Source organism: uncultured Enterovirga sp., from assembly GCF_964242715.1.
Classification (GTDB): Bacteria; Pseudomonadota; Alphaproteobacteria; order Rhizobiales; family Beijerinckiaceae; genus Enterovirga.
In genome coordinates, this window is the sequence record NZ_CAXTAZ010000001.1 from 119030 (window position 1) to 140594 (window position 21565).

The window sequence follows — 21565 nt, forward strand, 5'->3', positions numbered from 1 at the left end:
CCGCCTCACCGCCCCACCAGACCTCGCGCGATGATCACCCGCATGATCTCGTTCGTGCCCTCCAGGATCTGGTGCACGCGCAGGTCTCGAACGATCTTCTCGATGCCGTATTCGGAGAGGTAGCCGTAGCCGCCATGCAGCTGAAGGGCGTCGTTCGCGACTTGGAAGCCGATGTCGGTCGCGAAGCGCTTGGCCATGGCGCAGCGTTGCGTTGCGTCCGGGTCGCCGCGGTCGTAGCCGGCCGCCGCCGCATAGAGGAAGACGCGGGCCGCCTCGAGTTCGGTCGCCATGTCGGCCAAGCGGAATTGCAGCGCCTGGAAGGCGTCGAGCCGCTGCCCGAAGGCTTTTCGCTCGCGCATGTAGGCCAGCGTCTTGTCGAGCGCCGCCTGCGCACCGCCGAGCGAGCAGGCGCCGATATTCAGCCGGCCCCCGTCGAGCCCGGCCATCGCGATGCGGAAGCCGATCCCCTCCTCGCCGAGCCGGTTCGCGACCGGCACTCGGCAATCCTCGAAGATGACCTGGCGCGTGGGCTGCGCGTTCCAGCCCATCTTGCGCTCGTTCGGCCCGTGCGACAGGCCGGGCGTGTTGCCCAGCACGACGAGCGTCGAGATGCCCTTGGGGCCGTCCTCGCCAGTCCGGACCATGACCATGTAGAGGTCGCCCGCGCCGGCCCCCGAGATGAACTGTTTCGCGCCGTTGAGCACGTAATCGTCGCCGTCGCGCTTCGCGGTGGTCCGGAGCGCCGCCGCGTCCGAGCCTGACCCTGGCTCGGTCAGGCAATAGGAGGCGAGAAGCTCCATCGTGCAGAGAGCCGGCAGCCAGCGACGGCGCTGCTCCTCGGACCCGTAGCGATCGATCATCCAGGCCGACATGTTGTGGATCGAGAGATAGGCCGAGACGGTCGGGCAGCCGGTCGCGAGCGCCTCGAAGATCAGCGCCGCGTCCAGCCGCGACAGGCCCGAGCCGCCGACATCCTCACTGACGTAGACGCCGCCCATGCCGAGCGCGGCCGCCTCGCGCATCACGTCGACGGGGAAGATCTTGTGCTCGTCCCAATGCAGGGCGGAGGGCGCAATCTTCTCGGCCGCGAAATCGCGCGCCATGTCGCGGATGGCGACCTGGTCGTCCGGCAGTGCGAAAAGGCTCACTCGGCAGGCCAGAGATCGGCGACCACGAGGTCGAGCCCCGGTGGATCGAGGCGCAGGATGCCGCCCGTGACAATTCGGGTTCTGATCAGGTCGCCTTCGCCGCGCTGGTGATGGACGACGACCGGGCGATCCGGATCGACGATCAGGTAATGCTGCACGCTCGCGATCTGGAAGTAGCCGGCGAGCTTTCGGCCGACATCTCGATACGCCGTGCTAGGCGACAGGACCTCGACGACGATCACGGGCGCCGGCACCTCGATGGCGTCGCCCGGCAGCCTCGGGCCGCAATAGACGAGCGCGTCAGGCTCGTAGGCCGTCTGCCGGTCGACCTTGACCGTCATGCCGTCGGGAAGGGCCCGGCAGGGCGCGCCCGACATTTCGCAAGCTGCCCTGAGCGCCTGGTGAACCGCCCCCTTGACCTCTGCATGCCGTACCCGCTCGGGCGACATCGCGAACACCAGACCGTCGTCGAGTTCGTAGCGCCCGGGCCGATCCTCGGCCCAGCGCAGGAACTCGTCGACATCCATCCTGGCCGGTGCCGGCTCGGCTCCCATCACGATGTCTCCGCCCCGCGAGGAGGTCACTTCAGCGCCTCGACCTCGCATCTCGCATATTGTGCGCCGGCATTCACGTAGTCGTTCAGCTTCGCGACGTAAGCGTTCGCCGCAATCTGAAACGCCCGGACCTGCTCGTTATAGGCCTTCACGTCGTCATTGTACTTGTAGGATTCCCAACCGAGACACCCGGCCGTCCCGGGTTTCGCGTCCACGCACGGGCCCCTCGCGGGAAGGGTCGGCTTGGCCGGCCGTGCCGCGGTATCGGGCGGGGTCGGGGCGAGACAGGCAGCCCAGGCCGGGTGGCCGGACGCGAGCGCCAGGGCCAGCGCGAAGGCCCGCAATCGCCCGTGATTCACGCCCTGAAGCGTCCGCGATCTCGAGGTCGCGCGCGCCGAGGCAGCCGGCCAAGAGGAATCCTGGCGGTCATCGCGGTCCCGCTTCATCGCAACGCTTCCTTCTGGACCATTCGGCTTTCGCCGTACCTGATGAAGGTGCGCCTCGATCCGGCACCGTCGCAGGTAGGGTGGGCTTGCCACGTGCCCGCGCCTCGCGGCAAGCCGATCCTCGTGGACTCTTCGGCTCCTCTCGAAGCGCTGGTCGTCGCTCATCACTCGGCGGAGCGCCTTCCCGGTTGCCTCGCCGCGGTCCGGCGCGAGGGCGTGCCGGCGCTGGTCGTCGACAATGGGAGCCGCGACGGCTCGGCCGACCTCGCGCGACAGCACGGCGCGAGGGTCGTCGCTCTCGCCCGCAACGAGGGGTATGGCCGCGCGAACAATGCGGGCGCGCAAGCGAGCACGGCGGAGTTCCTGCTGATCGCCAATCCGGACATCGTGCTGGACGAGGGCGCCGTGGCGGCTCTGCTGGCGGCCACTGAACACTACCCGGATGCCGGCATGTGGGCGCCTCGCATCCTAGAGGAGGACGGCCGCTTCTTCTTCCAGCCGCGCTCGCTGCTCGCGACCCGCCTAACCAACCCGGAGGGTTTTCCGTGCCGGCCGGACGGCGATGCCTGCGCGCCATTCCTGTCGGGCGCCTGTTTCATGATCCGGCGAGAGCTGTTCCTGTCGCTCGGCGGCTTCGACGAGAACATCTTCCTCTTCTATGAGGATGACGACCTTTGCCGGCGGCTGGCCGATGCCGGTCAAGCCCTTGTCCATGTCCATGACGCGGTCGCCCGGCATGGCCGAGGACGATCGAGCGCGCCCGCCCGGGGCCGCATTTTCCGGTCGCGCTGGCATCAGGCCTGGTCGCGAGCCTATGTCTCGGAAAAGTACGGGCTGCCCGGCTCCGCGCCCGTCATGTTCGCCCTGAACGCCCCCAAAGCCCTGCTCGCCTGCCTGACCCTTCGTCCGTCGTTGATCGAGCGCTATGCCGGCTCGGCCGCGGGCGCGCTGGCCTTCATGCTCGGCCGAACGGCGCTCGGGCGCGAAGGCCTCCTCCCGCCGGGCGGGTCATGACGGTCTCGATCGGGCCCGCAGGGCCGTGACTGCAGCCACGAGATCCGCGATGCGCTCGCTCTGGAGCAGCGGGATCAAGGACGCGACCTCGGCATCGGGCAGGCTCCACCAGGCCGTATCGATGAGCGCCACGACCATCTCGTCATCGAAGCGGCGGCGGATCAGGCGCGCGGGGTTGCCGGCGACGATCCCGTAGGCCGGCACATCGCGGGCGACGACGGCCCGGGCCGCGACGACGGCGCCATGGCCGATCGTGACGCCCGACAGGATCATCGCGCCGGACCCGATCCAGACGTCCGAGCCGATCGCGACGTCACCGCGCGAGCCGTGATAGCCCGAGCCGAGTGCCTCCGAACCGGGCCAGACCTCCGGGAAGGCCCCGAACGGGAAGGTCGTCGCCCAATCGGTACGGTGATTTCCGCCGAGCAGGATCTCGACCCGGTCGGCGAAGGAGCAGAAGCGGCCGATCGTGAGCGCCCTGCCGGATTCCGGGAATCGGATCTTGGGACGGCCGTAGGAATGCTCCCCGACCGCGAAGCCATATCGGCGGGAGAGAGCCGCGAGATGAAGTCGGGTCGCGTTATGCGGGTTGCTCCAGTTGCGGAGGCGGTGGACAAGCCTCATCGCATCGCGCGCAGGCATGAGCGGGAACGGAGCAGCATGGCGGACGGCGTCTCGGACGACCTGAGGAGCGGCGCGCTCTTCTACCATCGCAATCCGCGGCCGGGGAAACTCGAGATCCAGCCCACGAAGCCGCTCGGCAACCAGCGCGACCTCGCGCTGGCCTATACGCCGGGCGTCGCCATCGCCTGCGAGGCGATCGCGGCCGACCCGGCGGAAGCCGCAAACCTCACCATTCGCCAGAACCTCGTCGCCGTCGTGACGAACGGCACGGCGGTGCTCGGCCTCGGCAATATCGGTCCGCTCGCCTCGAAACCCGTGATGGAGGGCAAGGCGGTCCTCTTCAAGAAATTCGCCGGCATCGACGTCTTCGACATCGAGGTCGACGCGAACGAGGTCGACCGGCTGGTCGAGGTCGTGGCCGCGCTTGAACCCACCTTCGGGGGCATCAATCTCGAGGACATCAAGGCGCCGGAATGTTTCGACGTCGAGGATCGCCTGAAGGCCCGGATGCAGATCCCGGTCTTCCACGACGACCAGCACGGCACCGCGATCATCGTCGCGGCGGCCGTCCTCAATGCGCTCGAACTCGGCGGCAAGCGGCTCGATCAGGTGAAGATCGTGACCTCCGGGGCCGGCGCGGCGGCGCTCGCGACCCTGAACCTCCTCGTGACGATGGGCGTCCCGCGCGAACATATCTGGGTCACGGATATCGAGGGGGTCGTCTGGGAAGGCCGCAACGTCCTCATGGACAAGTGGAAGTCCGTCTACGCGCAGCCGACCGACAAGCGCACCCTGTCCGAGGTGATCGAGGGGGCCGACGTCGTCATCGGCCTCTCGGCCGCGGGCGTGATCAAGCCCGAGATGCTGAAACGAATGGCGCCGAACCCGCTGATCATGGCGCTCGCCAACCCGACGCCCGAGATCATGCCGGAGCTGGCCCGCGAGGCGCGGCCCGACGCCCTCATCTGCACGGGGCGGTCGGACTTTCCGAACCAGGTCAACAACGTCCTCTGCTTCCCCTACATCTTCCGGGGCGCGCTCGATGTGGGCGCCTCCACCATCAACGAGGCGATGAAGGCCGCGGCCGTCCGGGCCATCGCGGCGCTTGCCCGTGAGGCCCCGTCCGACGTCGTGGCGCGGGCCTATGGCGGCGAGGCGCGGCCGTTCGGGCCGGATTCGCTGATCCCGAGCCCTTTCGATCCGCGCCTGATCCTGCGCATCGCGCCGGCGGTGGCGAAGGCCGCGATGGATTCGGGCGTCGCCCGGCGACCGGTCGCCGATCTCGAGGCCTATGCCGAATCGCTCGGTCGCTTCGTGTTCCGATCCGGCTTCGTCATGAAGCCGCTGTTCACCGCCGCGAAAGCCGCCCCGAAAAGGGTCGTCTATGCGGAGGGCGAAGACGAGCGCGTGCTGCGGGCCGTGCAGGTGGTCATCGAGGAGCGGATCGCCCGCCCGATCCTGATCGGACGACCGGCCGTGGTCGAGGCACGCCTCAAGAGGTTCGGCCTGTCGATGGTGCCGGGCCGCGATTTCGACCTCACCAATCCCGAGGACGACCCGCGCTACCGCGACTATGTCGCGACCTTCGTCGAGGTGGCCGGCCGGAAAGGCATCACGCCCGACGCGGCCCGGACCCTCGTCCGCACCAACGCCACCGTCATCGGCGCGCTCGCCCTGCAGCGCGGCGACGGCGACGCGCTCCTGTGCGGCCTGGAGGGGCGCTTCCGGTCCAATCTCCGCCACATCTCGGACATCATCGGCCTCGCGCCCGGCCTGCACGAGATCGCGGCGATGAGCCTGCTCGTCACTTCGAAGGGTGCCTATTTCCTGGCCGACACGCATGTGCGTCCGGACCCGACGGCCGAGGACATCGCCGAGATGACGATCTCCTGCGCGAGCCACGTCAGGCGCTTCGGCATGGACCCGAAGATCGCGCTCCTCTCGCATTCGGATTTCGGCTCGTCCGATTCCCCCTCCGCCCGGAAGATGCGGCACGCCCTTGCCCTGGTGCGCGAGCGGGCGCCGGCGCTGGAGATCGACGGGGAGATGGCGGCCGATACCGCGCTGTCGCAACTGATCCGGGACCGCGTCCACCCCGGCTCCGCCCTGAAAGGGGAGGCGAATCTGCTGATCATGCCGAATCTGGACGCCGCGAATATCGCCTTCCAGCTGGTGAAGGTGCTGGCGGACGCGCTGCCGGTCGGCCCGATCCTGGTGGGTCCGGCGAAGCCCGTCCATCTCCTGACACCGTCCGTGACCGCCCGGGGCATCGTCAACATGACGGCCGTCGCCGTGGTCGAAGCGCAGTCGGGACTCGAGCGCGAAGCTCCGCCCTACGCGATCTGACCTATTCCGCGACGGCGCTGATCTCGAGCGCCTCGAGCACGGAGCCCGGATCCGGCCGGGCGGAAAAGTCCGCGACGCCGAACCCGGCGGCCTGTTTCGCGCGGGCCCGGATCGTCAATTTGCCGGGCTTCGCGACGAAGCGGGCGACGGCCTGGGCGAGCGTTTTCGCGCCCGCCGAATTGCCCAGGATGGCCGGGATGCCGACTGCGGCCGCCATGCCGTATTCGCGCCGGATGTCCTCGGCGGCACGCTTCTGCCGGCGCGCCTCGCGGGCGATGATGCGCTCGAACAGGCCCCGGTTCTCGAGCGTGACCTCGGCCGACTTTCCGGTCGCCCCGAGGAGGGCCACCGACGCGATCGCGCTGTCCGGATTGAACAGGTCGCGGGTCGCGTTTCCGACGATGCCGCGGATGACGGCGCTGCCCATCGAGGCTCCGTCGACCGAAATCTCGCGCAGCATGAGTTCCTGGCCGGCCTCGTTCCACCCGATATTCGCGGTCGCGGACGCGTCGAAGCGGTCGTAGCCGAGCCCGGCGAGCTGCTTCAGGCCGTCATTGTCGGGATTGGCCGCGATCGGAAAGGTGAGATTGCGGAGCGAGAAGCGGAGGTCGCTCGGGATGCCTTCGACCGCCTTGTCGGCCACCATCTCGGCGTCGGCGAGCGCGATCTTCATCCTGGGCGACGGGCCGGACAGGCGAGGCATGTCGCCGGACGGAAGGTCGACCTCGAGCTGGGAGAGCCGGGTCCGGCCGACGATCGGGAACAGCTTGCGCATCTGCGCGGGCGACATCTCGTCAGGCGTGGTAGCGCCGAGGCCGCGCAGCCCGTCCAGCATCGGCTGGAGCGAGAACCCGCCGAAGGAGAGCGAAGCGAAGCGGACGCTGCCGTCGTTCGAGCCGGCCTCGAACCCGTCGATCGCGATGTCGGCGGGTTGGGACGCGGTGCCTCCCTTGAAGCCGATCCGGGCGATGCGGCCCGACCCCGAATTCGGGTCCTTTCCCCCGAACGCGACCTCGACCGCCTCCATGGCCCCGAGCTCGAAGGCGCCGAACAGGTCGGCCATGGCCTCGAAGCCGCGTTTCCGATCTTCGGGCGAGGCCTTCTTGAGGTCCGGGTTGGCACCCAGGATGTTGAGGCTGCCGAGCCAGCCTTCCGCGGTCGGGCGGGCCGAGAGATCGCGGCCGAAGATGCGGCCGACCGTGGTCGTCGTGCCGCCGGCATCGACGAGGCGCAGCATCTCGATCGAGAAGCTGCCGTAGAGGGGCTTCATCGCCGGGGTTGCGGAGGTCGCCTTCTCCGTCATCAGGGAGACCGCGAGGCCGAGATCGAGATTCTGGAGGGCGAACCGCCCGAAGGTGCCGGTCGACAGGCCGTCCGGCCCGCGCGCCTCGATCGTGCCGCCCGCGGCTGCGACCGAGGCGATCCTGCCTGCCGCCACGTTCGTGAACAGGACGTCGCGATAACGCGTCACCTGCGGCCCGTGCGGGGTGGCGACCTCCGAGGTGATCTCGGGGATCGCGATCTCGGCCGCTTGCAGCCGGGCGACCCTCACGGCGAGCGCCTCGGGAGAAGCCGGGTCGAGAAGGCTCGTCAGTTCAGCCTTGCTGAGAGGCGTACCGCGAAACTCCGCGCGGGCCGCCCGGTAGGTGATCTGGCCGAGGTCCAGTCGGAGGTCGTCCAGGACCACATCGGCAGCCTGAGCGGCTGCGGGTGAGGCGACGAGCGAGAGCATCGCGCCCGCTCCGACCGGCCCCGTCCCGATGACGAGAGCTGCCGCGAGCGCGCGCCAACCGGACACGGTGTGTACAGGCATCGAAAGCACCTCGTCGACGCCGGGCCGATCGGCTGCCGTGTCGTGCGTCAGAGAGAGAAGGAGGTTCCGCAGCCGCAGGACGCGACCGCCTGGGGGTTGTCGATCCGGAAAGCCTGGCCGATCAGATCGTCCACGAAATCCACGGTCGAGCCTTTCAGATACTCGAGCGAGGTCTCGTCGATCAGGATTGCGGCGCCATTCTGCTCGATCAGCAGGTCGTCGTCACCCCGCGTCGCATCGACATCGAAGCCATATTGGAAGCCGGAGCAGCCGCCGCCGTTGACGCTGATGCGGAGCATCGATCCTGCCGGTTCCGAAGCCAGGATCTCGCTGATCCGATGGGCAGCCCGATCCGTGATCGCGACGCCCGGCGAGCCCGGAACGACGGCCGAGGGAGAGGCGGGACCCTGCGTGGAAGAAGAGGCTTGCATGGCGAGGAGCTTGCCGGTTGACCTACCCGGAAGGTAAGCCGCCCGGTGTTGCGCCGCAACCCGCCGGCGCTGCCGACGAGTGGATAGGCCGCGGCCCATGATGGCGAGACCCGGAGAGCGCTGGCGGGCGCCATGGGCCTGCGATCCGGGGCGGAGCCGCGGCCGGCTCCATCCGGAGCCGGGCTCGCCGACGCGGAGCGAGTTCCAACGCGACCGCGACCGGGTCATCCACTCGACCGCCTTCCGACGTCTCATGCACAAGACGCAGGTCTTCGTCTTCCACGAAGGCGACCATGTGCGCACGCGGCTGACCCACACGCTGGAGGTCGCGCAGATCGCCCGGGCGCTCGCCCGCTCGCTCGGCCTCGACGAGGACTTGGCCGAGGCGCTGGCCCTGTCGCACGACCTCGGGCACACGCCCTTCGGCCATACGGGCGAGGACGCTCTCGACGCCTGTCTCGCTCGCTTCGGCGGCTTCGACCACAACGCGCAGGCCTTCCGGCTCGTGACCCGGCTCGAGGACCGCTACGCCGATTTCGCCGGGCTGAACCTCACCTGGGAGACGCTCGAAGGGCTTGTGAAGCATAACGGCCCGCTCCTCGACGGGGCCGGCCAGCCGACCGGGCGCTACCGGGACCGGGGCGTTCCGGCCGCGATCCTGGACTACGATCGCGACCAACCCCTCCGGCTCGACCTCCACGCCTCGGGCGAAGCCCAGGCCGCCGCGATCGCCGACGACATCGCCTACGATGCCCACGACCTCGATGACGGGCTGAGGGCCGGCATTCTCGACGTCGACGAGGTGGCCGAAGTACCGTTCCTGGCCGGGCTCCTCGCCGAGATCGACACCCGCCATCCGGGCCTGCGCCGCTCGAAGCGGGTGCATGAACTGACCCGGCGGGTCATCACGCGCCTCGTCGAGGATGTGGTCGGGGAGAGTGAGCGCCGGCTCGCGGCGCTCGCGCCCGACTCGGCGGAGGGCATCAGGGCGGCGGGGCACAGCGTCGTCGGCTTCTCGGAGCCCGTAGCTGAGGCGGACCGTTCCATAAAGGCCTTCCTGTTTCCGAAACTCTACCGCCACGAGCGCCTTCTCGCGGTCCGGCGCGATGCGGAGAGCATCATCCGCGATCTCTTCGCCCGTTACGTCCGGGAGCCCGCCACGCTTCCGGATGCCTGGCGCCAGGACCTCGATGTCGGGGACGAGGCGAAGCTCGCCCGGCGCGCCGCCGACTACATCGCCGGCATGACCGACCGTTACGCGATCCTCGAACATCGCCGGCTCTTTGACCGAACGCCCGACCTGCGGCTCGCGTGAGCTTCGCCGGGCGGGTCTTCTAGCGGGCGGCCAGGATGCGGCCGAGGCCGGCGAGCAGCGTCGGCTCCTGCCCGACGATGTCGGCCGCGATGCCGCGCCGCCCCAGCGCCTCGACATAGAGGTCGGCCCGGGGCCGGTCCGCCACGATCGTGACGCGCGTCGGCGTGCCGAAAAGCCGGAGCGCTCCTGCCACCTCGTCGCCGGTGAGGAGGCCCGACAGGTAGGGCCCGAGCGCGGCGGGTGCGAGCCGCCCCGTGACGGTCGCAGCTCGGGCGCGGAAGAGGTGGTTCAGGAGCGAGCGTGCACCCTCCGCATGTGTGACCGCCTCGAGGCCGAGCGCGAAGCCGGCCGGGTCGGACGGCTCCGTCGCGGGCCTGCCGATCATCGAATGCTCGCGCAGGAGCGCATGCATCTCGCCCGTCATGAATGTCGCGAACCGGGCGATGCGGCCGTCCCGCATCTCGGCCCATTTGCAATGCGTCCCGGGCAGGCAGATGAGCCCGTCGCGCACGCCCGAGCCGAAGAGATGCGTCTCCTCTCCTCGCATCACGTCGATGCCGCCGTCGCGCTCGTCCGAGACGCCCGGCACGATCAGCCCGGCTCGGCCCGAACCGAGATCGACCTCGATCGCCCCGGCCGCGATCTCCGCCGCGCCGGCCGGGCAAGCGGCATAAGGCGCGGGGAACCAGCCTTCGCGGCTCCCGACCATCCCGGCCATGATGACCGGAAGCCCGGGCTCCACCACGAGCCACGGGCCGCAGACCCGCTCGAAGGCGGCCGCGTGCTCGCCGGCGCGGAGCCGGGAGATGCCGTCCTCGGAGGCGGCCCGGGCCAGGACCTGGTCATCCTCGACCAGCAGCGCCCGGAGCCGGCTGGTACCCCAATCGACGGCGACGAAACGCATCGGGCCGGGCCTCAGCGGGTGCCGAACATGCGGTCCCCGGCGTCGCCGAGGCCCGGGACGATATAGCCGTGCTCGTCGAGTCGTTCGTCGATCGCGGCGGTCCAGATCGGCACCTCCGGGTGCATGGCGCGGAAATTGGCGATGCCCTCCGGCGCGGCCAGAAGGCAGACGACGCGAAGCTCGCGCGCGCCCCGCTCCTTCAGGCGGTCCACCGCCGCGATGGCGGAATTCGCGGTGGCCAGCATCGGGTCGAGGACGAGGACGAGCCGGTCCTCGAGGTCGGACGGCGCCTTGAAATAGTATTCGACGGCCGACAGGGTCTCCGGGTCGCGGTAGAGGCCGATATGGGCGACGCGCGCCGAGGGCACGAGCTCCAGCATGCCGTCGAGGAAGCCCACGCCCGCTCTCAGGATCGGGGCCAGCACCAGCTTCTTACCGGCGAGTTGGGGAGCCTGCATCGGCGTCAGCGGCGTCTCGATCGCGACCGTCTCGAGCGGAAGGTCCCGCGTCACCTCGTAGAGAAGCAGCATCCCGATCTCGTTCAGGAGCTGCCGGAATCCCTTGGTCGACCGGGTCTTGTCCCGCATCAGGGTCAGCTTGTGCTGGACGAGCGGGTGATCGACGACCGTCACGCCTTGCATGGATGCGCAAACTTTCGTGCCTGGGAGAGCCATGTGAACCGGCCGCCCGCTCTCCGGCAAGCGGCTCCGGCCTCATCGGCGTCCCTTCAGGTACGCTTGGCCGACTTCACAGCCTCGCCGCGCATCCGCTATGGATCGCCCCGACGTGCGGCGCCGGGCTGGCGCCGCCGGGAGTTCATCATGGACGCGATGCGACAATCGCCGAAGCTCGTGACCGTCTTCGGCGGGACGGGGTTTCTCGGCCGGCACGTGGTCCGGAGCCTCGCGGCCCGCGGCTACCGGGTCCGGGTCGCGGTACGTCGGCCCAATCTCGGCTTCTTCCTCCGGCCCCTCGGCGTCGTCGGGCAGATCCAGCTCGTCCAGGCCAATCTCCGCTTCGACGAGTCGATCCGCAGCGCCGTCGCGGGCGCGGATGCGGTCGTGAATCTCGTCGGCATTCTCCAGGAGAGCGGCCGGCAGGGCTTCCACGAGGTCCAGGCGGCCGGGCCGCAGGCGATCGCCGAGGCGACGCCGCCCGGCATCCCGATCGTCCATGTCTCGGCGATCGGCGCAGACCTGCGATCCCCCTCGCAATATGCCCGCTCGAAGGCCCAGGGCGAGGCAGCGGTCGCGAGCGCCCATCCGGGGGCCGTGATCCTCAGGCCCTCGCTCCTGTTCGGCCAGGGCGACAGCTTCTTCAACCGGTTCGCCGGGCTCGCCCGCGCGCTCCCGGTCCTGCCGCTCGCGGGCGCGGACACGCGGTTCCAGCCCGTCTTCGTCGGGGACGTCGCCGAAGCGGCGGCGCGCGCGGTCGACGGCGTCGTTCCGGGAGGAATCTACGAGCTCGGCGGGCCCGAGATCCGGACCCTGCGTGAACTCGTGGACTACGTGCTCGCCATCACGGAGCGGCGCCGGCTCGTCCTCGCCCTTCCGGTCGGGGCCGCACGGGCGCAGGCCCGTCTGCTCGAGATCGTGGACGCGCTGACCCTGGGGCTCCTCCCGGACGCCTTGAAGCTCACGCGAGACCAGGTCGATCTCCTCCAGGTCGACAACGTCGTCTCCGCCGCGGCGGAGCAGGAAGGGCGGACGCTCAAGGCTTTCGGCATCGTGCCCTGCGCCATGGAGGCGATCGTGCCCGGCTATCTGACCCGTTTTCGCAAGACGGGACAATTCGAGATCGAACGCGCGGCCTGAGCGGCGCGGCGAACAGGGAAGGACGCTCTTCATGTTGAGCTATGGACATTTCATCGGCGGCAAGCACGTCGAAGGCAGGTCGGGTCGGACGGGCGACGTCTTCGAACCGATGACCGGGGACACCCGCGCCACGGTCGCGCTCGCCTCGAAGGCCGAGGTTCGGGCCGCGATCGAGAACGCGAAAGCGGCGCAGCCGGCCTGGGCGGCGACCAACCCGCAGCGCCGCGCGCGCGTGTTGGTGCGCTTCGTCGACCTCGTGAACCAGCAATACGACGAACTGGCCGACATCCTGGCCCGCGAGCATGGCAAGACGATCCCGGATGCGAAGGGCGACATCCAGCGCGGCGTCGAAGTGGCGGAATTCGCCTGTGGCATCCCGCACCTCATGAAGGGCGAGTATACCGAGGGCGCCGGCCCCGGCATCGACATCTACTCGATGCGCCAGGCGCTCGGCGTCGTCGCCGGCATCACGCCATTCAACTTCCCGGCCATGATCCCGATGTGGAAATTCGCCCCCGCCATCGCCTGCGGCAACGCCTTCATCCTAAAACCGTCCGAGCGCGATCCGGGCGTGCCGATGCGGCTCGCCGAACTCATGATGGAAGCGGGCCTGCCGGCCGGCATCCTCAACGTCGTCAACGGCGACAAGGAGGCCGTCGACGCGATCCTGGACGATCCGGACATCAAGGCGGTCGGCTTCGTCGGCTCCTCGCCGATCGCGCAATACATCTACCACCGCGCCGCGGGCACGGGTAAGCGCGCCCAGTGCTTCGGCGGCGCCAAGAACCACATGATCATCATGCCGGATGCCGACATGGACCAGACGGTCGATGCGCTGATCGGCGCAGGCTACGGCTCGGCCGGCGAGCGCTGCATGGCGATCTCGGTCGCGGTGCCGGTCGGCAAGGCGACGGCCGACAAGCTGATGGAGAAGCTCATTCCGCGGGTCGAGTCGCTGAAGGTCGGGCCGTCCACCGACCCGTCGGCCGATTTCGGGCCGCTCGTGACCCAGGCCGCCCTCGACCGCGTCAAGGGCTATGTCGAGACCGGCATCCAGGAAGGTGCGAAGCTCGTCGTCGACGGGCGCAACTTCTCCATGCAGGGCTATGAGCGTGGCTTCTACATGGGCGGCTGCCTCTTCGACGAGGTCACGGCCGACATGCGGATCTACAAGGAAGAGATCTTCGGTCCCGTCCTCTCCGTCGTCCGGGCGAAGGATTACGAGGAGGCGCTGCGCCTCCCGACCGAACACGAATACGGCAACGGCGTCGCGATCTTCACCCGGGACGGCGACGCGGCGCGCGATTTCGCCGCCAAGGTCGAGGTCGGCATGGTCGGCATCAACGTGCCGATCCCGGTCCCGATCGCCTATTACACCTTCGGCGGCTGGAAGGCCTCGGGCTTCGGCGACCTGAACCAGCACGGCCCTGACTCGGTGCGCTTCTACACCAAGACGAAGACCGTCACCTCGCGCTGGCCGTCGGGCGTGAAGGAGGGCGCGGAATTCTCGATCCCAATCATGCAGTGAGGGCGAGCGGGTTGTCGTGACCTTCGCGCGACCCTGAGCCGGACATTCAGGGTGACGCGCTTGCTGCCGGGCGGCCCGGATAGGGTTATGCTGTGCGCATGTCGTACCCGACCCTGACCGAGCGCAAGCGCGCCAAGGTCGCCCGCATGGAGGCGGCCGTGGAGGCGCTCGCGGCCGAACTCGCCGCCTACGCGCGCGAGCATGGCGGCCGCTTCATCCTGTTTGGCTCGGCCGCCCGCGGCGAGATGCGGCACGATTCCGACGTGGACATCATGGTCGACTCTCCAGGCGGGCCGGGTAGCGACGCCTGGCTCTTCGCCGAAGAACGAGCCTGGGCGCTTGGGCTGAAGCCTGACCTATCCGACAAGGGCTGGAGCGGATTCCGGCTTCTGGAGCGCGTGGCGCGCGACGGGCGGATACTGGATGGCTGTCCTGCCCTCCCTGATGGGTCATCCCGGAGAAGAGCTGCGATCATGGATGCGCGATGGATCGACGTTCGGCAGGATTGCGAGGCGGCTGCTCGGCATTTCCGCTCAGGGGCTCGCGTGTTCGACGCGGGAAGCCTGACGAGCCCGGATGATCTCGATCGCGTGATGACCCTGCTTCACTACATGCAGTCCGGACACACCGCCTTGGAATCCGCGCTCGTTCGAGTGCTTGAGATATTGGACGAAGCCCCTCCCGCCGGCTCGCACTGGCATGCTCGGCTGATCACGCGATGCGCGACGCCGATCCCTGGGTCGAGAGGGGCCATTCTCCCCTCAAACCTTGCCGCGGACGCCCAGGACACACGTGCATTCCGCCATCTCGCGATGCACGTCTACGATCTCACGTTCCAGCCGGAGAAGGCGACGCGCGCGATCGAGGCCGGGCTGCGACTGGCTGAGGCCTTCCCGGCAAGGATCGAGGCGTTCGCGCGGGAGGTCGATCCCGGCTAGGGGCGGCGTGCCCGAAGCTAGTCTACATCGACCTGATCGAACGGCGCATACTACCCAACGACCTGCCCGAATTCTTGCCGGCCCAAGCCGTCACGCCTTCTGCGGCAGGTTCAGCCGGATATGCAGCTCCCGCAACTGCTTCGGGGTCACCTCGCTCGGCGCTCCCATGAGCAGGTCCTCCGCCCGCTGGTTCATCGGGTAGAGCACCACCTCGCGCAGATTCTGCTCGCCGCAGAGGAGCATGACGATGCGGTCGATGCCGGGTGCGATGCCGCCGTGCGGCGGGGCGCCGTAGGTGAGCGCGCGCAGCATGCCGCCGAACTTCGCTTCCAGCACCTCCTCGCCATAGCCGGCGAGCGCGAAGGCCTTGCGCATGATCTCGGGGCGATGGTTGCGGATCGCGCCCGAGGACAATTCGATGCCGTTGCAGACGATGTCGTACTGGAAGGCCTTGATGCCGAGGATCGTATCCCGGTCGGCCTCGCCCAGGGCCAGGAAGGCGTCGTGGTCGAAATTCGGCATGGAGAAGGGGTTGTGAGAGAAGTCGATCTTCTTCTCCTCCTCCGACCACTCGTACATCGGGAAGTCGGTGATCCAGCAGAAGGCGAACTGGTCCTTGTCGGAGAGATCGAGCTCGTCGCCGATCCGAATCCGGGCCTTGCCGGCGAGGCTCGCGGCCTTGGCCTCCTCGCCCGCCGCGAAGAAGACGGCGTCGCCCGCGCCGACGCCCGCCCGCATCGCGATCGCGGCCTGGACATCGGGCGGGATGAATTTCGCGATCGGGCCCTTGCCCTCGAGCCGGCCGCTCTCGTCGGAGAAGACGATGTAGCCGAGCCCGGCCGCACCCTCTGACCGCGCCCATTCGTTGAGCCTGTCGAAGAAGGAGCGCGGCTGCGAGGCCGCTTCCGGCGCCGGGATGGCCCGCACTACGCCGCCGGCCTTGATGACGTTCTTGAAGGCATTGAAGGTCACGCCCTCGTCGGCGAAGTCAGCCGTGACATCCGCGATCTGGAGCGGGTTGCGGAGGTCCGGCTTGTCGGTGCCGTAGCGGAGCGCCGCCTCCGCGAAGGTGATGCGCGGGAACTCGCCCGTGACGCGCTTGCCGTCGGCGAATTCCTCGAACACGCCGCGGAGCACCGGCTCCACCGCCTGGAAGACGTCCTCCTGGGTGACGAAGCTCATCTCGAAGTCGAGCTGGTAGAATTCGCCCGGCGAGCGGTCGGCGCGGGCATCCTCGTCCCGGAAACAGGGCGCGATCTGGAAATAGCGGTCGAACCCCGCGATCATCGTCAGCTGCTTGAATTGCTGCGGCGCCTGCGGCAGCGCGTAGAACTTTCCGGGATGCAGCCGCGAAGGGACCAGGAAGTCGCGCGCCCCCTCGGGCGAGGAGGCCGTCAGGATCGGCGTCTGGAACTCGAAGAAGCCGCCCTCCTTCATGCGGCGGCGGATCGAGTCGATGACCTCGCCCCGGCGCATGATGTTGCGGTGGAGCTTGTCCCGGCGGAGGTCGAGGAAGCGGTGCTTGAGGCGCACCTCCTCCGGATATTCCTGGTCGCCGAAGACCGGCACCGGCAGCTCGGCCGCCGGCCCGAGGACCTCCATCTCGGTGATGTAGAGTTCGATCTGTCCGGTCGGCAGCTCGGCATTCGCGGTTCCGGGCGGGCGCTGGCGGACGCGGCCATCGACGCGCACGACCCATTCCGACCGCACCTCGTTCACGAGGGCGAAAGCCGGCGAATCCGGGTCGGCCACGCATTGCGTCAGGCCGTAATGGTCGCGCAGGTCGATGAAGAGCACCCCGCCATGGTCGCGGATGCGGTGGCACCAGCCGGAGAGCCGGACGGTCTGGCCGATGTCGGACTCGCGAAGAGCGCCGCAGGTGTGGCTGCGATAACGATGCATGGATGAGGCCGCCTGGAGAGCGGGGGTCCGACCATGCGGTGCGCCCGCTTGTCAAGCGCGGTGCCCCGGCAGGAGGCCGCGCATGCCACGCCGGAGAGCATTTCGCGAAAAGCGGCATTGCACCGCAACCTCGGAGCCGCGGATGTGTTCGCATGCAGGTCCCCGACAGATTTCGAGACATCGACGGCATGTTCAACCGCTCCCGCCCGGATGACGACGAGCGATGGTCGCGCGCCTGGTGGGTCCGCTTCGGGCCGCGTCTGGCGGCCGCGCTCTTCGGCGTGGCGGTTCTCGTCACGATATGGAACGTGGCGGCCTCGAGCTTCGATCGAAATCGGATCGCGGCCCAGCACGCGATCACGCTGAGCCTGGAGCGCGTCCTCTCCGGCGTGCGCGATATCGAGACCGGCTCGCGCGGCTTCCTGCTCACCGGCCTCGAATCCTATCTCGATCCCTATCAGAGCTCGATCTCGACGCTGTCGGAGACCACCGCAACGGCAAAGGAAACCTGGCGGGACGGCGGCGGCCGGGAGGGCGACCTTGCGCCTCTTCTCGGCCTTGTCGACCGCAAGCTCGAATTCGCGATCAAGACGGTCGAGGCGCGCCGCAACGGCATCGATCCTGCCCGGGACCTCGTCGCCTCCGGCGAAGGCAAGAGGCTGATGGACGCGATCCGGGGCGAGGTCGCGCGGTTGCAGGAGGTGTCCACCAAACGGCGCGTCGGGATCGAGCGAACCGACAATCTCCGGGCGACCATCCTGACCGCGATCTCGGCCGTTCTCGCGCTCGGGGCCGTCGGGTATCTCGCCTGGCTCGCCTGGTACAGGCGAAGGCTGGCGCAACGTGCCTCGGAGGAACTGGTCGGCCTCGGCGATCGCTTCCGGACGCTGGCGGACAACATTCCCCAGCTCACCTGGATGGCGGCGCCCAACGGGCAGATCTACTGGTACAACCAGCGCTGGTACGACTATACGGGACTGAGCCCGGCGGAGATGGATCGGCGCGACGGCTGGCAGAAGGCTCACGACCCCGAGCTCGTCGACGCCATCAGCGAACGCTACCTCGCTGCCATTCGAAGCGGCGAGGCCTGGCAGGACACCTTTCCGCTACGCCGCAAGGACGGCGAGTATCGCTGGTTTCTGTCGATGGCCCAGCCGATCCGGAACAGCCGGGGCGAGATCCAGCGCTGGTTCGGAACGAATACCGACATCTCCGAGCAGCGCGAGCAGGAGAAGGAACTCGAAGCAGCGCGAGACGTGGCCGAGGATGCCAACCGGGCCAAGAGCCAGTTCCTGGCCAATATGAGCCACGAACTCCGCACACCGCTCTCCGCGGTGATCGGCTACAGCGAGATGCTGGAGGAGGAGATGGAGGAGCTCGGCGAGAAGCACCTCCTCGAGGATCTGGGCAAGATCAAGTCGAATGCCCGCCACCTCCTCAGCCTCATCAACGACGTCCTCGATATCTCCAAGATAGAGGCCGACAAGATGGAGGTCTTCGCCGAGACCTTCGCCATCGCGGAGATGGTCAAGGACGTCGCCTCGACTGTCGGCTCACTGATCGAGAAGAAGGGCAACACGCTCCATGTCGAGGCCCGCGACGAGCTCGGGAGCATGCATTCCGATGTCGTCAAGATCAGGCAGGTCCTGATCAATCTCCTCAGCAATGCGGCGAAGTTCACGGAGAACGGCACGATCACGCTCGCCGTCCACAGGGAGGTCCTGGACGGCCAGGACGACGTGGTCTTCACCGTCCGCGACACGGGCCTCGGCATGACCGAGGAGCAGCTCGCCAGGCTGTTCGAGCGGTTTAGCCAGGCGGATGCCTCGACCACCCGCCGCTTCGGCGGGACCGGGCTGGGACTCGCCATCACACGGGCCTTCACAGACATGCTGGGCGGCTCCGCCGCGGTCGAGAGCCGGCCCGGCGAGGGGTCGACCTTCACCATCACGATCCCGGCGACCCTCCTGCCGAGCGACACGGAAGATGGCGACGCCACCGTCGTCGATGCCGCCGGCGCCGAAGACGACATGGTGCTCGTCATCGACGACGACCCGTCCACGCGCGAACTCCTGACCCGCTTCCTGAAGAAGGAGGGTTTCACGGTTCGGGTCGCGGCCGATGGTCGTTCAGGCCTGTCGCTTGCCGAGCTTCTGAAGCCCCGCGTCATCCTCCTCGACGTGACGATGCCGCGGATGGACGGATGGGAGGTGCTGCGCAGCCTGAAGACCGACCCGCGCCTCGCCGCCATCCCGGTCATCATGTGCACGGTGATCGACGAGCAGACCCTCGGCTTCTCGCTCGGCGCCTCGGACTACCTGCTGAAGCCGATCGACTGGGAGAAGCTGAAGGAGGTCCTGGCCCGGGTCGAGATGCAGGCGCCGAAAGGCGACGTGCTCGTCGTCGACGACGATACCGATACCCGGGGGCGGCTCGAACAGCTCCTCGCGAAACAGGGCTGGACGGCGAGCACGGCCGAGAACGGACGCGTGGCGCTCGAGGCGGCCCGGCTTCGGACGCCCGCCCTCGTCTTTCTCGACCTCAACATGCCCGAGATGGACGGCTTCGCCTTTCTCCGCGAATTCCGGACCGTGCCCGCCTGGGCGGAGATCCCGGTCGTGGTGATGACGGCGCGCGACCTCACCGCGGCGGAGCGGGCGGAGCTCAAGGGCGGCGGCGCGCGGGTCTATCAGAAGGGGCGGGTCAGCATGCAGGACCTCGCCGGCCATCTGCGGTCGCTGGCTCCCGCGAGCGCGCCAACCCGTACGCCGCTGGCGAGGCCGAAGGCCGCGGCACCAGCACCGACGAAGGCGGACGCCTGACCATGGATCTCGAGACCTCCCGACTGCTGAAGCGCGGCCTGCCGCTCTACACGATGCTGGCCGCCTCGCTCCTGGTCCTCACGCTCGGGGCGATCCTCTATCTCGGGCGAGAGGTCTTCGTCCCCGTCGCGCTTGCGGTGCTTCTGAGTTTCGTCCTGGCGCCCGCCGTGCGCGGGCTGCAGCGTCTGCGGCTCCCGTCAAGCATCGCGGTGATGGTCACCGTGGCGGCGGCATTCGGGGCCATCGCCCTCCTTGTCGGCGTGATGAGCATGCAGCTCGCGGGGCTCGGCGCCGACCTTCCGAAATACCAGCACACCATCCGGGACAAGATTGGGTCGATTGCCGGATCGGCGGGTGGGGGCCCCTTCGCACGGGCGATCGAGGCCTTCGAGGGAATCGGCAAGGAGCTGCAGCAGGTCGGCGGCCCCCGCACGGACCGGCCCGGCGGGCTTCCGGCCGCGCCCAGCACGCGCCCGGTCCCTGTCGTGATCCAGGAGGGCGGCGGCCTCCTCGGCATGGTGGGCGGCTTCGTCTCGCCCCTTCTTCATCCGCTCGCGACGACGGGACTCGTCCTGATCTTCGTCGTCTTCGTCCTCGCCGCGCGCGAGGATCTCAGGAACCGGTTCGTGCGCCTACTCGGGACGGAGGACATCCAGCACACGACCGTGGTCATCGACGACGCGGCGCGTCGCCTGAGCCGGCTCTTCCTGATGCAGCTCGGCCTGAACGCCGCCTTCGGCGTCGCGATCGCGCTCGGCCTCTGGCTGATCGGGATTCCGAGCCCGGTTTTGTGGGGGATCCTGGCCGGCATGCTCCGGTTCATCCCGTATATCGGCGCCGTGATCAGTGCGGTGCCGCCCTTCGCGCTGGCATTGGCAGTGGATCCGGGCTGGTCGATGCTGCTCTGGACCGCGCTCCTCTTCCTGGCGCTCGAGCCTCTCTTCGGCCACGTGCTGGAACCGCTGCTCTTCGGCCACAGCACCGGGCTCGCGCCGGTCGCCGTGATCCTGGCCGCGACGGTCTGGACCTTCCTCTGGGGACCGATCGGCCTCGTGCTGGCGACGCCCCTGACCGTCTGCCTTGTGGTCCTCGGCCGGCATGTCGACCGGCTCGGCTTCATCGACGTGATGCTGGGCGATCGTCCCGCCCTGTCACCGCCGCAGATCTTCTACCAGCGCATGCTGGCAGGAGATCCCTCCGAGGCGATCCTGCAGGCGCACGAATTCCTGCGGGAGCGTTCGCTCGCCACCTATTACGACGAGGTCGCCCTGGAGGCGCTCCGGCTCGCGCATGAGGACGTCGCACGCGGTCGCCTCACGCCCGATCGCCAAGACGTGCTGCGTCGCTCGACCGAGACCTTGATCGCCGATCTCGACGCGCTTCAGGATCCCCGCCCCAAGGGCGGCCAGATGGGCGCTGAGGCGGCCGCTGCCGTGTTCGCGGCGGGCCCGGACCGCGGCGCCTCGACCCGCATTCTGTCGCGAGACGAGCTTCGGCCCGAATGGTCAGGCCGGGTGCCCGTCGTCTGCTTCGCCAAGCCGGACACGCTGGACGAAGTGATCGGCCGGATGCTGGCGCAGGTGTTGACCAAGCACGGGCTCGCGACCGAGATCATCTCCTCGGTCCCAGAAAAAGCCGAGCAGAAGCTCGCCGGTTTCAATGCCGGCGAAGTCCGGATGGTTTGCCTCTCCTACATGGAGCCGCTCAGCACGCTGCACCTGCGCTTCGCGGTGCGGCTCGCCCGCCGCGCCTTCCCCGGCGCCGGCACGGCGGTCTGCATCTGGCGCGACCGCGATCCGGCGATGGGACGCGCGCTCGGGCGCGCGGCGCGCGCCGAGGTAATGGCGCCAACGATCGGGGCTCTCCTGTCGGCGATCGTGTCCGAGGCCGCCCTGAAAGAGCCGGCTTCGGCGGCAGGTCTCGCGGCTGCGAACAGCCGCGATCGGCGCAAGGCTGCTGCCTGACA

At 68.8% G+C, this 21565-nt stretch carries 17 protein-coding genes; 8 read left to right on the top strand and 9 right to left on the bottom strand.

Features of this window, described 5'->3' with window-relative positions; genetic code table 11:
* Positions 1–5: 5 nt before the first annotated feature.
* The 3 genes from ACFE87_RS00620 to ACFE87_RS00630 are packed head-to-tail and all read right to left on the bottom strand — an operon-like array spanning position 6 to position 2061.
* On the bottom strand, positions 6–1148 hold the full coding sequence (locus ACFE87_RS00620) for an isobutyryl-CoA dehydrogenase (RefSeq protein ID WP_375457652.1): 1143 nt from the start codon (positions 1146–1148) through the stop codon (positions 6–8).
* Entirely contained in the window at positions 1145–1702 is a 558-nt protein-coding gene (locus tag ACFE87_RS00625) for a Uma2 family endonuclease (RefSeq protein ID WP_375457817.1), read from the bottom strand. The genes ACFE87_RS00620 and ACFE87_RS00625 overlap by 4 nt, the downstream gene beginning before the upstream one ends.
* 26 nt (positions 1703–1728) lie before the next feature.
* Entirely contained in the window at positions 1729–2061 is a 333-nt protein-coding gene (locus ACFE87_RS00630) for a hypothetical protein (RefSeq protein WP_375457653.1), read from the bottom strand.
* A 180-nt stretch (positions 2062–2241) separates the two neighbouring features.
* Between ACFE87_RS00630 and ACFE87_RS00635 the strand changes: the two genes are divergently transcribed.
* Positions 2242–3162 carry a glycosyltransferase family 2 protein gene (locus ACFE87_RS00635; protein WP_375457654.1) on the top strand — a complete coding sequence of 307 codons (921 nt, stop codon included), beginning with the start codon at positions 2242–2244 and terminating at the stop codon, positions 3160–3162.
* On the opposite strand, the gene ACFE87_RS00640 is transcribed toward ACFE87_RS00635, so the two are convergent.
* Positions 3157–3786, bottom strand: coding sequence for a CatB-related O-acetyltransferase (locus ACFE87_RS00640; protein WP_375457655.1), 630 nt, complete (start codon positions 3784–3786; stop codon positions 3157–3159). The two genes, ACFE87_RS00635 and ACFE87_RS00640, sit on opposite strands and share 6 nt — an antisense overlap.
* A gap of 36 nt (positions 3787–3822) precedes the next feature.
* Between ACFE87_RS00640 and ACFE87_RS00645 the strand changes: the two genes are divergently transcribed.
* Entirely contained in the window at positions 3823–6132 is a 2310-nt protein-coding gene (locus tag ACFE87_RS00645; RefSeq protein WP_375457656.1) for an NADP-dependent malic enzyme, read from the top strand.
* A 1-nt stretch (position 6133) separates the two neighbouring features.
* Here ACFE87_RS00645 and ACFE87_RS00650 read toward each other — a convergent pair whose 3' ends face one another.
* Both ACFE87_RS00650 and ACFE87_RS00655 read right to left on the bottom strand, forming a co-directional pair.
* Positions 6134–7945 carry a hypothetical protein gene (locus ACFE87_RS00650; protein WP_375457657.1) on the bottom strand — a complete coding sequence of 604 codons (1812 nt, stop codon included), beginning with the start codon at positions 7943–7945 and terminating at the stop codon, positions 6134–6136.
* Between the two features lie 47 nt (positions 7946–7992).
* The gene (locus ACFE87_RS00655) at positions 7993–8376 is read right to left on the bottom strand and encodes a HesB/IscA family protein (protein ID WP_375457658.1); all 384 of its coding nucleotides are present in this window, start codon (positions 8374–8376) and stop codon (positions 7993–7995) included.
* A gap of 97 nt (positions 8377–8473) precedes the next feature.
* Between ACFE87_RS00655 and ACFE87_RS00660 the strand changes: the two genes are divergently transcribed.
* Complete coding sequence (locus tag ACFE87_RS00660; protein WP_375457659.1) at positions 8474–9691, top strand: deoxyguanosinetriphosphate triphosphohydrolase; 1218 nt, start codon at positions 8474–8476, stop codon at positions 9689–9691.
* Positions 9692–9710: 19 nt separating this feature from the next.
* Here the strand turns inward: ACFE87_RS00660 and ACFE87_RS00665 are convergent, their stop codons facing one another.
* Together ACFE87_RS00665 and upp are read right to left on the bottom strand one after the other, a co-directional pair.
* On the bottom strand, positions 9711–10595 hold the full coding sequence (locus ACFE87_RS00665) for a 2-dehydro-3-deoxygalactonokinase (protein WP_375457660.1): 885 nt from the start codon (positions 10593–10595) through the stop codon (positions 9711–9713).
* Between the two features lie 11 nt (positions 10596–10606).
* On the bottom strand, positions 10607–11236 hold the full coding sequence (gene upp / locus ACFE87_RS00670) for a uracil phosphoribosyltransferase (RefSeq protein ID WP_375457661.1): 630 nt from the start codon (positions 11234–11236) through the stop codon (positions 10607–10609).
* Between the two features lie 180 nt (positions 11237–11416).
* Here upp and ACFE87_RS00675 point away from each other — a divergent pair, with 180 nt between their 5' ends.
* The 3 genes from ACFE87_RS00675 (at position 11417) to ACFE87_RS00685 (ending at position 14875) form a co-directional block, all read left to right on the top strand.
* Positions 11417–12409: a complex I NDUFA9 subunit family protein gene (locus ACFE87_RS00675; RefSeq protein ID WP_375457662.1), complete on the top strand. Its 993-nt coding sequence runs from the start codon at positions 11417–11419 to the stop codon at positions 12407–12409.
* 31 nt (positions 12410–12440) lie between these two features.
* The gene (locus ACFE87_RS00680; protein ID WP_375457663.1) at positions 12441–13937 is read left to right on the top strand and encodes a CoA-acylating methylmalonate-semialdehyde dehydrogenase; all 1497 of its coding nucleotides are present in this window, start codon (positions 12441–12443) and stop codon (positions 13935–13937) included.
* A 98-nt stretch (positions 13938–14035) separates the two neighbouring features.
* On the top strand, positions 14036–14875 hold the full coding sequence (locus tag ACFE87_RS00685; protein WP_375457664.1) for a nucleotidyltransferase family protein: 840 nt from the start codon (positions 14036–14038) through the stop codon (positions 14873–14875).
* 90 nt (positions 14876–14965) lie between these two features.
* Here ACFE87_RS00685 and aspS read toward each other — a convergent pair whose 3' ends face one another.
* Positions 14966–16777, bottom strand: coding sequence for an aspartate--tRNA ligase (gene aspS, locus ACFE87_RS00690; protein WP_375457665.1), 1812 nt, complete (start codon positions 16775–16777; stop codon positions 14966–14968).
* Positions 16778–16929: 152 nt separating this feature from the next.
* Between aspS and ACFE87_RS00695 the strand changes: the two genes are divergently transcribed.
* The gene (locus tag ACFE87_RS00695; RefSeq protein ID WP_375457666.1) at positions 16930–19599 is read left to right on the top strand and encodes a response regulator; all 2670 of its coding nucleotides are present in this window, start codon (positions 16930–16932) and stop codon (positions 19597–19599) included.
* Between the two features lie 2 nt (positions 19600–19601).
* Positions 19602–21563: an AI-2E family transporter gene (locus ACFE87_RS00700; RefSeq protein ID WP_375457667.1), complete on the top strand. Its 1962-nt coding sequence runs from the start codon at positions 19602–19604 to the stop codon at positions 21561–21563.
* Positions 21564–21565: the final 2 nt, after the last annotated feature.

What these genes read in the sequence shown, in the direction of transcription:
- ACFE87_RS00640 (WP_375457655.1), bottom strand. Translation starts at nt 3,786, where the DNA reads ATGAGGCTTGTCCACCGCCTCCGCAACTGGAGCAACCCGCATAACGCG.
- ACFE87_RS00625 (WP_375457817.1), bottom strand. Translation starts at nt 1,702, where the DNA reads ATGGGAGCCGAGCCGGCACCGGCCAGGATGGATGTCGACGAGTTCCTG.
- ACFE87_RS00655 (WP_375457658.1), bottom strand. Translation starts at nt 8,376, where the DNA reads ATGCAAGCCTCTTCTTCCACGCAGGGTCCCGCCTCTCCCTCGGCCGTC.
- ACFE87_RS00645 (WP_375457656.1), top strand. Translation starts at nt 3,823, where the DNA reads ATGGCGGACGGCGTCTCGGACGACCTGAGGAGCGGCGCGCTCTTCTAC.
- ACFE87_RS00665 (WP_375457660.1), bottom strand. Translation starts at nt 10,595, where the DNA reads ATGCGTTTCGTCGCCGTCGATTGGGGTACCAGCCGGCTCCGGGCGCTG.
- ACFE87_RS00685 (WP_375457664.1), top strand. Translation starts at nt 14,036, where the DNA reads ATGTCGTACCCGACCCTGACCGAGCGCAAGCGCGCCAAGGTCGCCCGC.
- ACFE87_RS00680 (WP_375457663.1), top strand. Translation starts at nt 12,441, where the DNA reads ATGTTGAGCTATGGACATTTCATCGGCGGCAAGCACGTCGAAGGCAGG.
- ACFE87_RS00695 (WP_375457666.1), top strand. Translation starts at nt 16,930, where the DNA reads ATGCAGGTCCCCGACAGATTTCGAGACATCGACGGCATGTTCAACCGC.
- ACFE87_RS00660 (WP_375457659.1), top strand. Translation starts at nt 8,474, where the DNA reads ATGATGGCGAGACCCGGAGAGCGCTGGCGGGCGCCATGGGCCTGCGAT.
- ACFE87_RS00700 (WP_375457667.1), top strand. Translation starts at nt 19,602, where the DNA reads ATGGATCTCGAGACCTCCCGACTGCTGAAGCGCGGCCTGCCGCTCTAC.
- ACFE87_RS00675 (WP_375457662.1), top strand. Translation starts at nt 11,417, where the DNA reads ATGGACGCGATGCGACAATCGCCGAAGCTCGTGACCGTCTTCGGCGGG.
- upp (WP_375457661.1), bottom strand. Translation starts at nt 11,236, where the DNA reads ATGCAAGGCGTGACGGTCGTCGATCACCCGCTCGTCCAGCACAAGCTG.
- ACFE87_RS00650 (WP_375457657.1), bottom strand. Translation starts at nt 7,945, where the DNA reads ATGCCTGTACACACCGTGTCCGGTTGGCGCGCGCTCGCGGCAGCTCTC.
- aspS (WP_375457665.1), bottom strand. Translation starts at nt 16,777, where the DNA reads ATGCATCGTTATCGCAGCCACACCTGCGGCGCTCTTCGCGAGTCCGAC.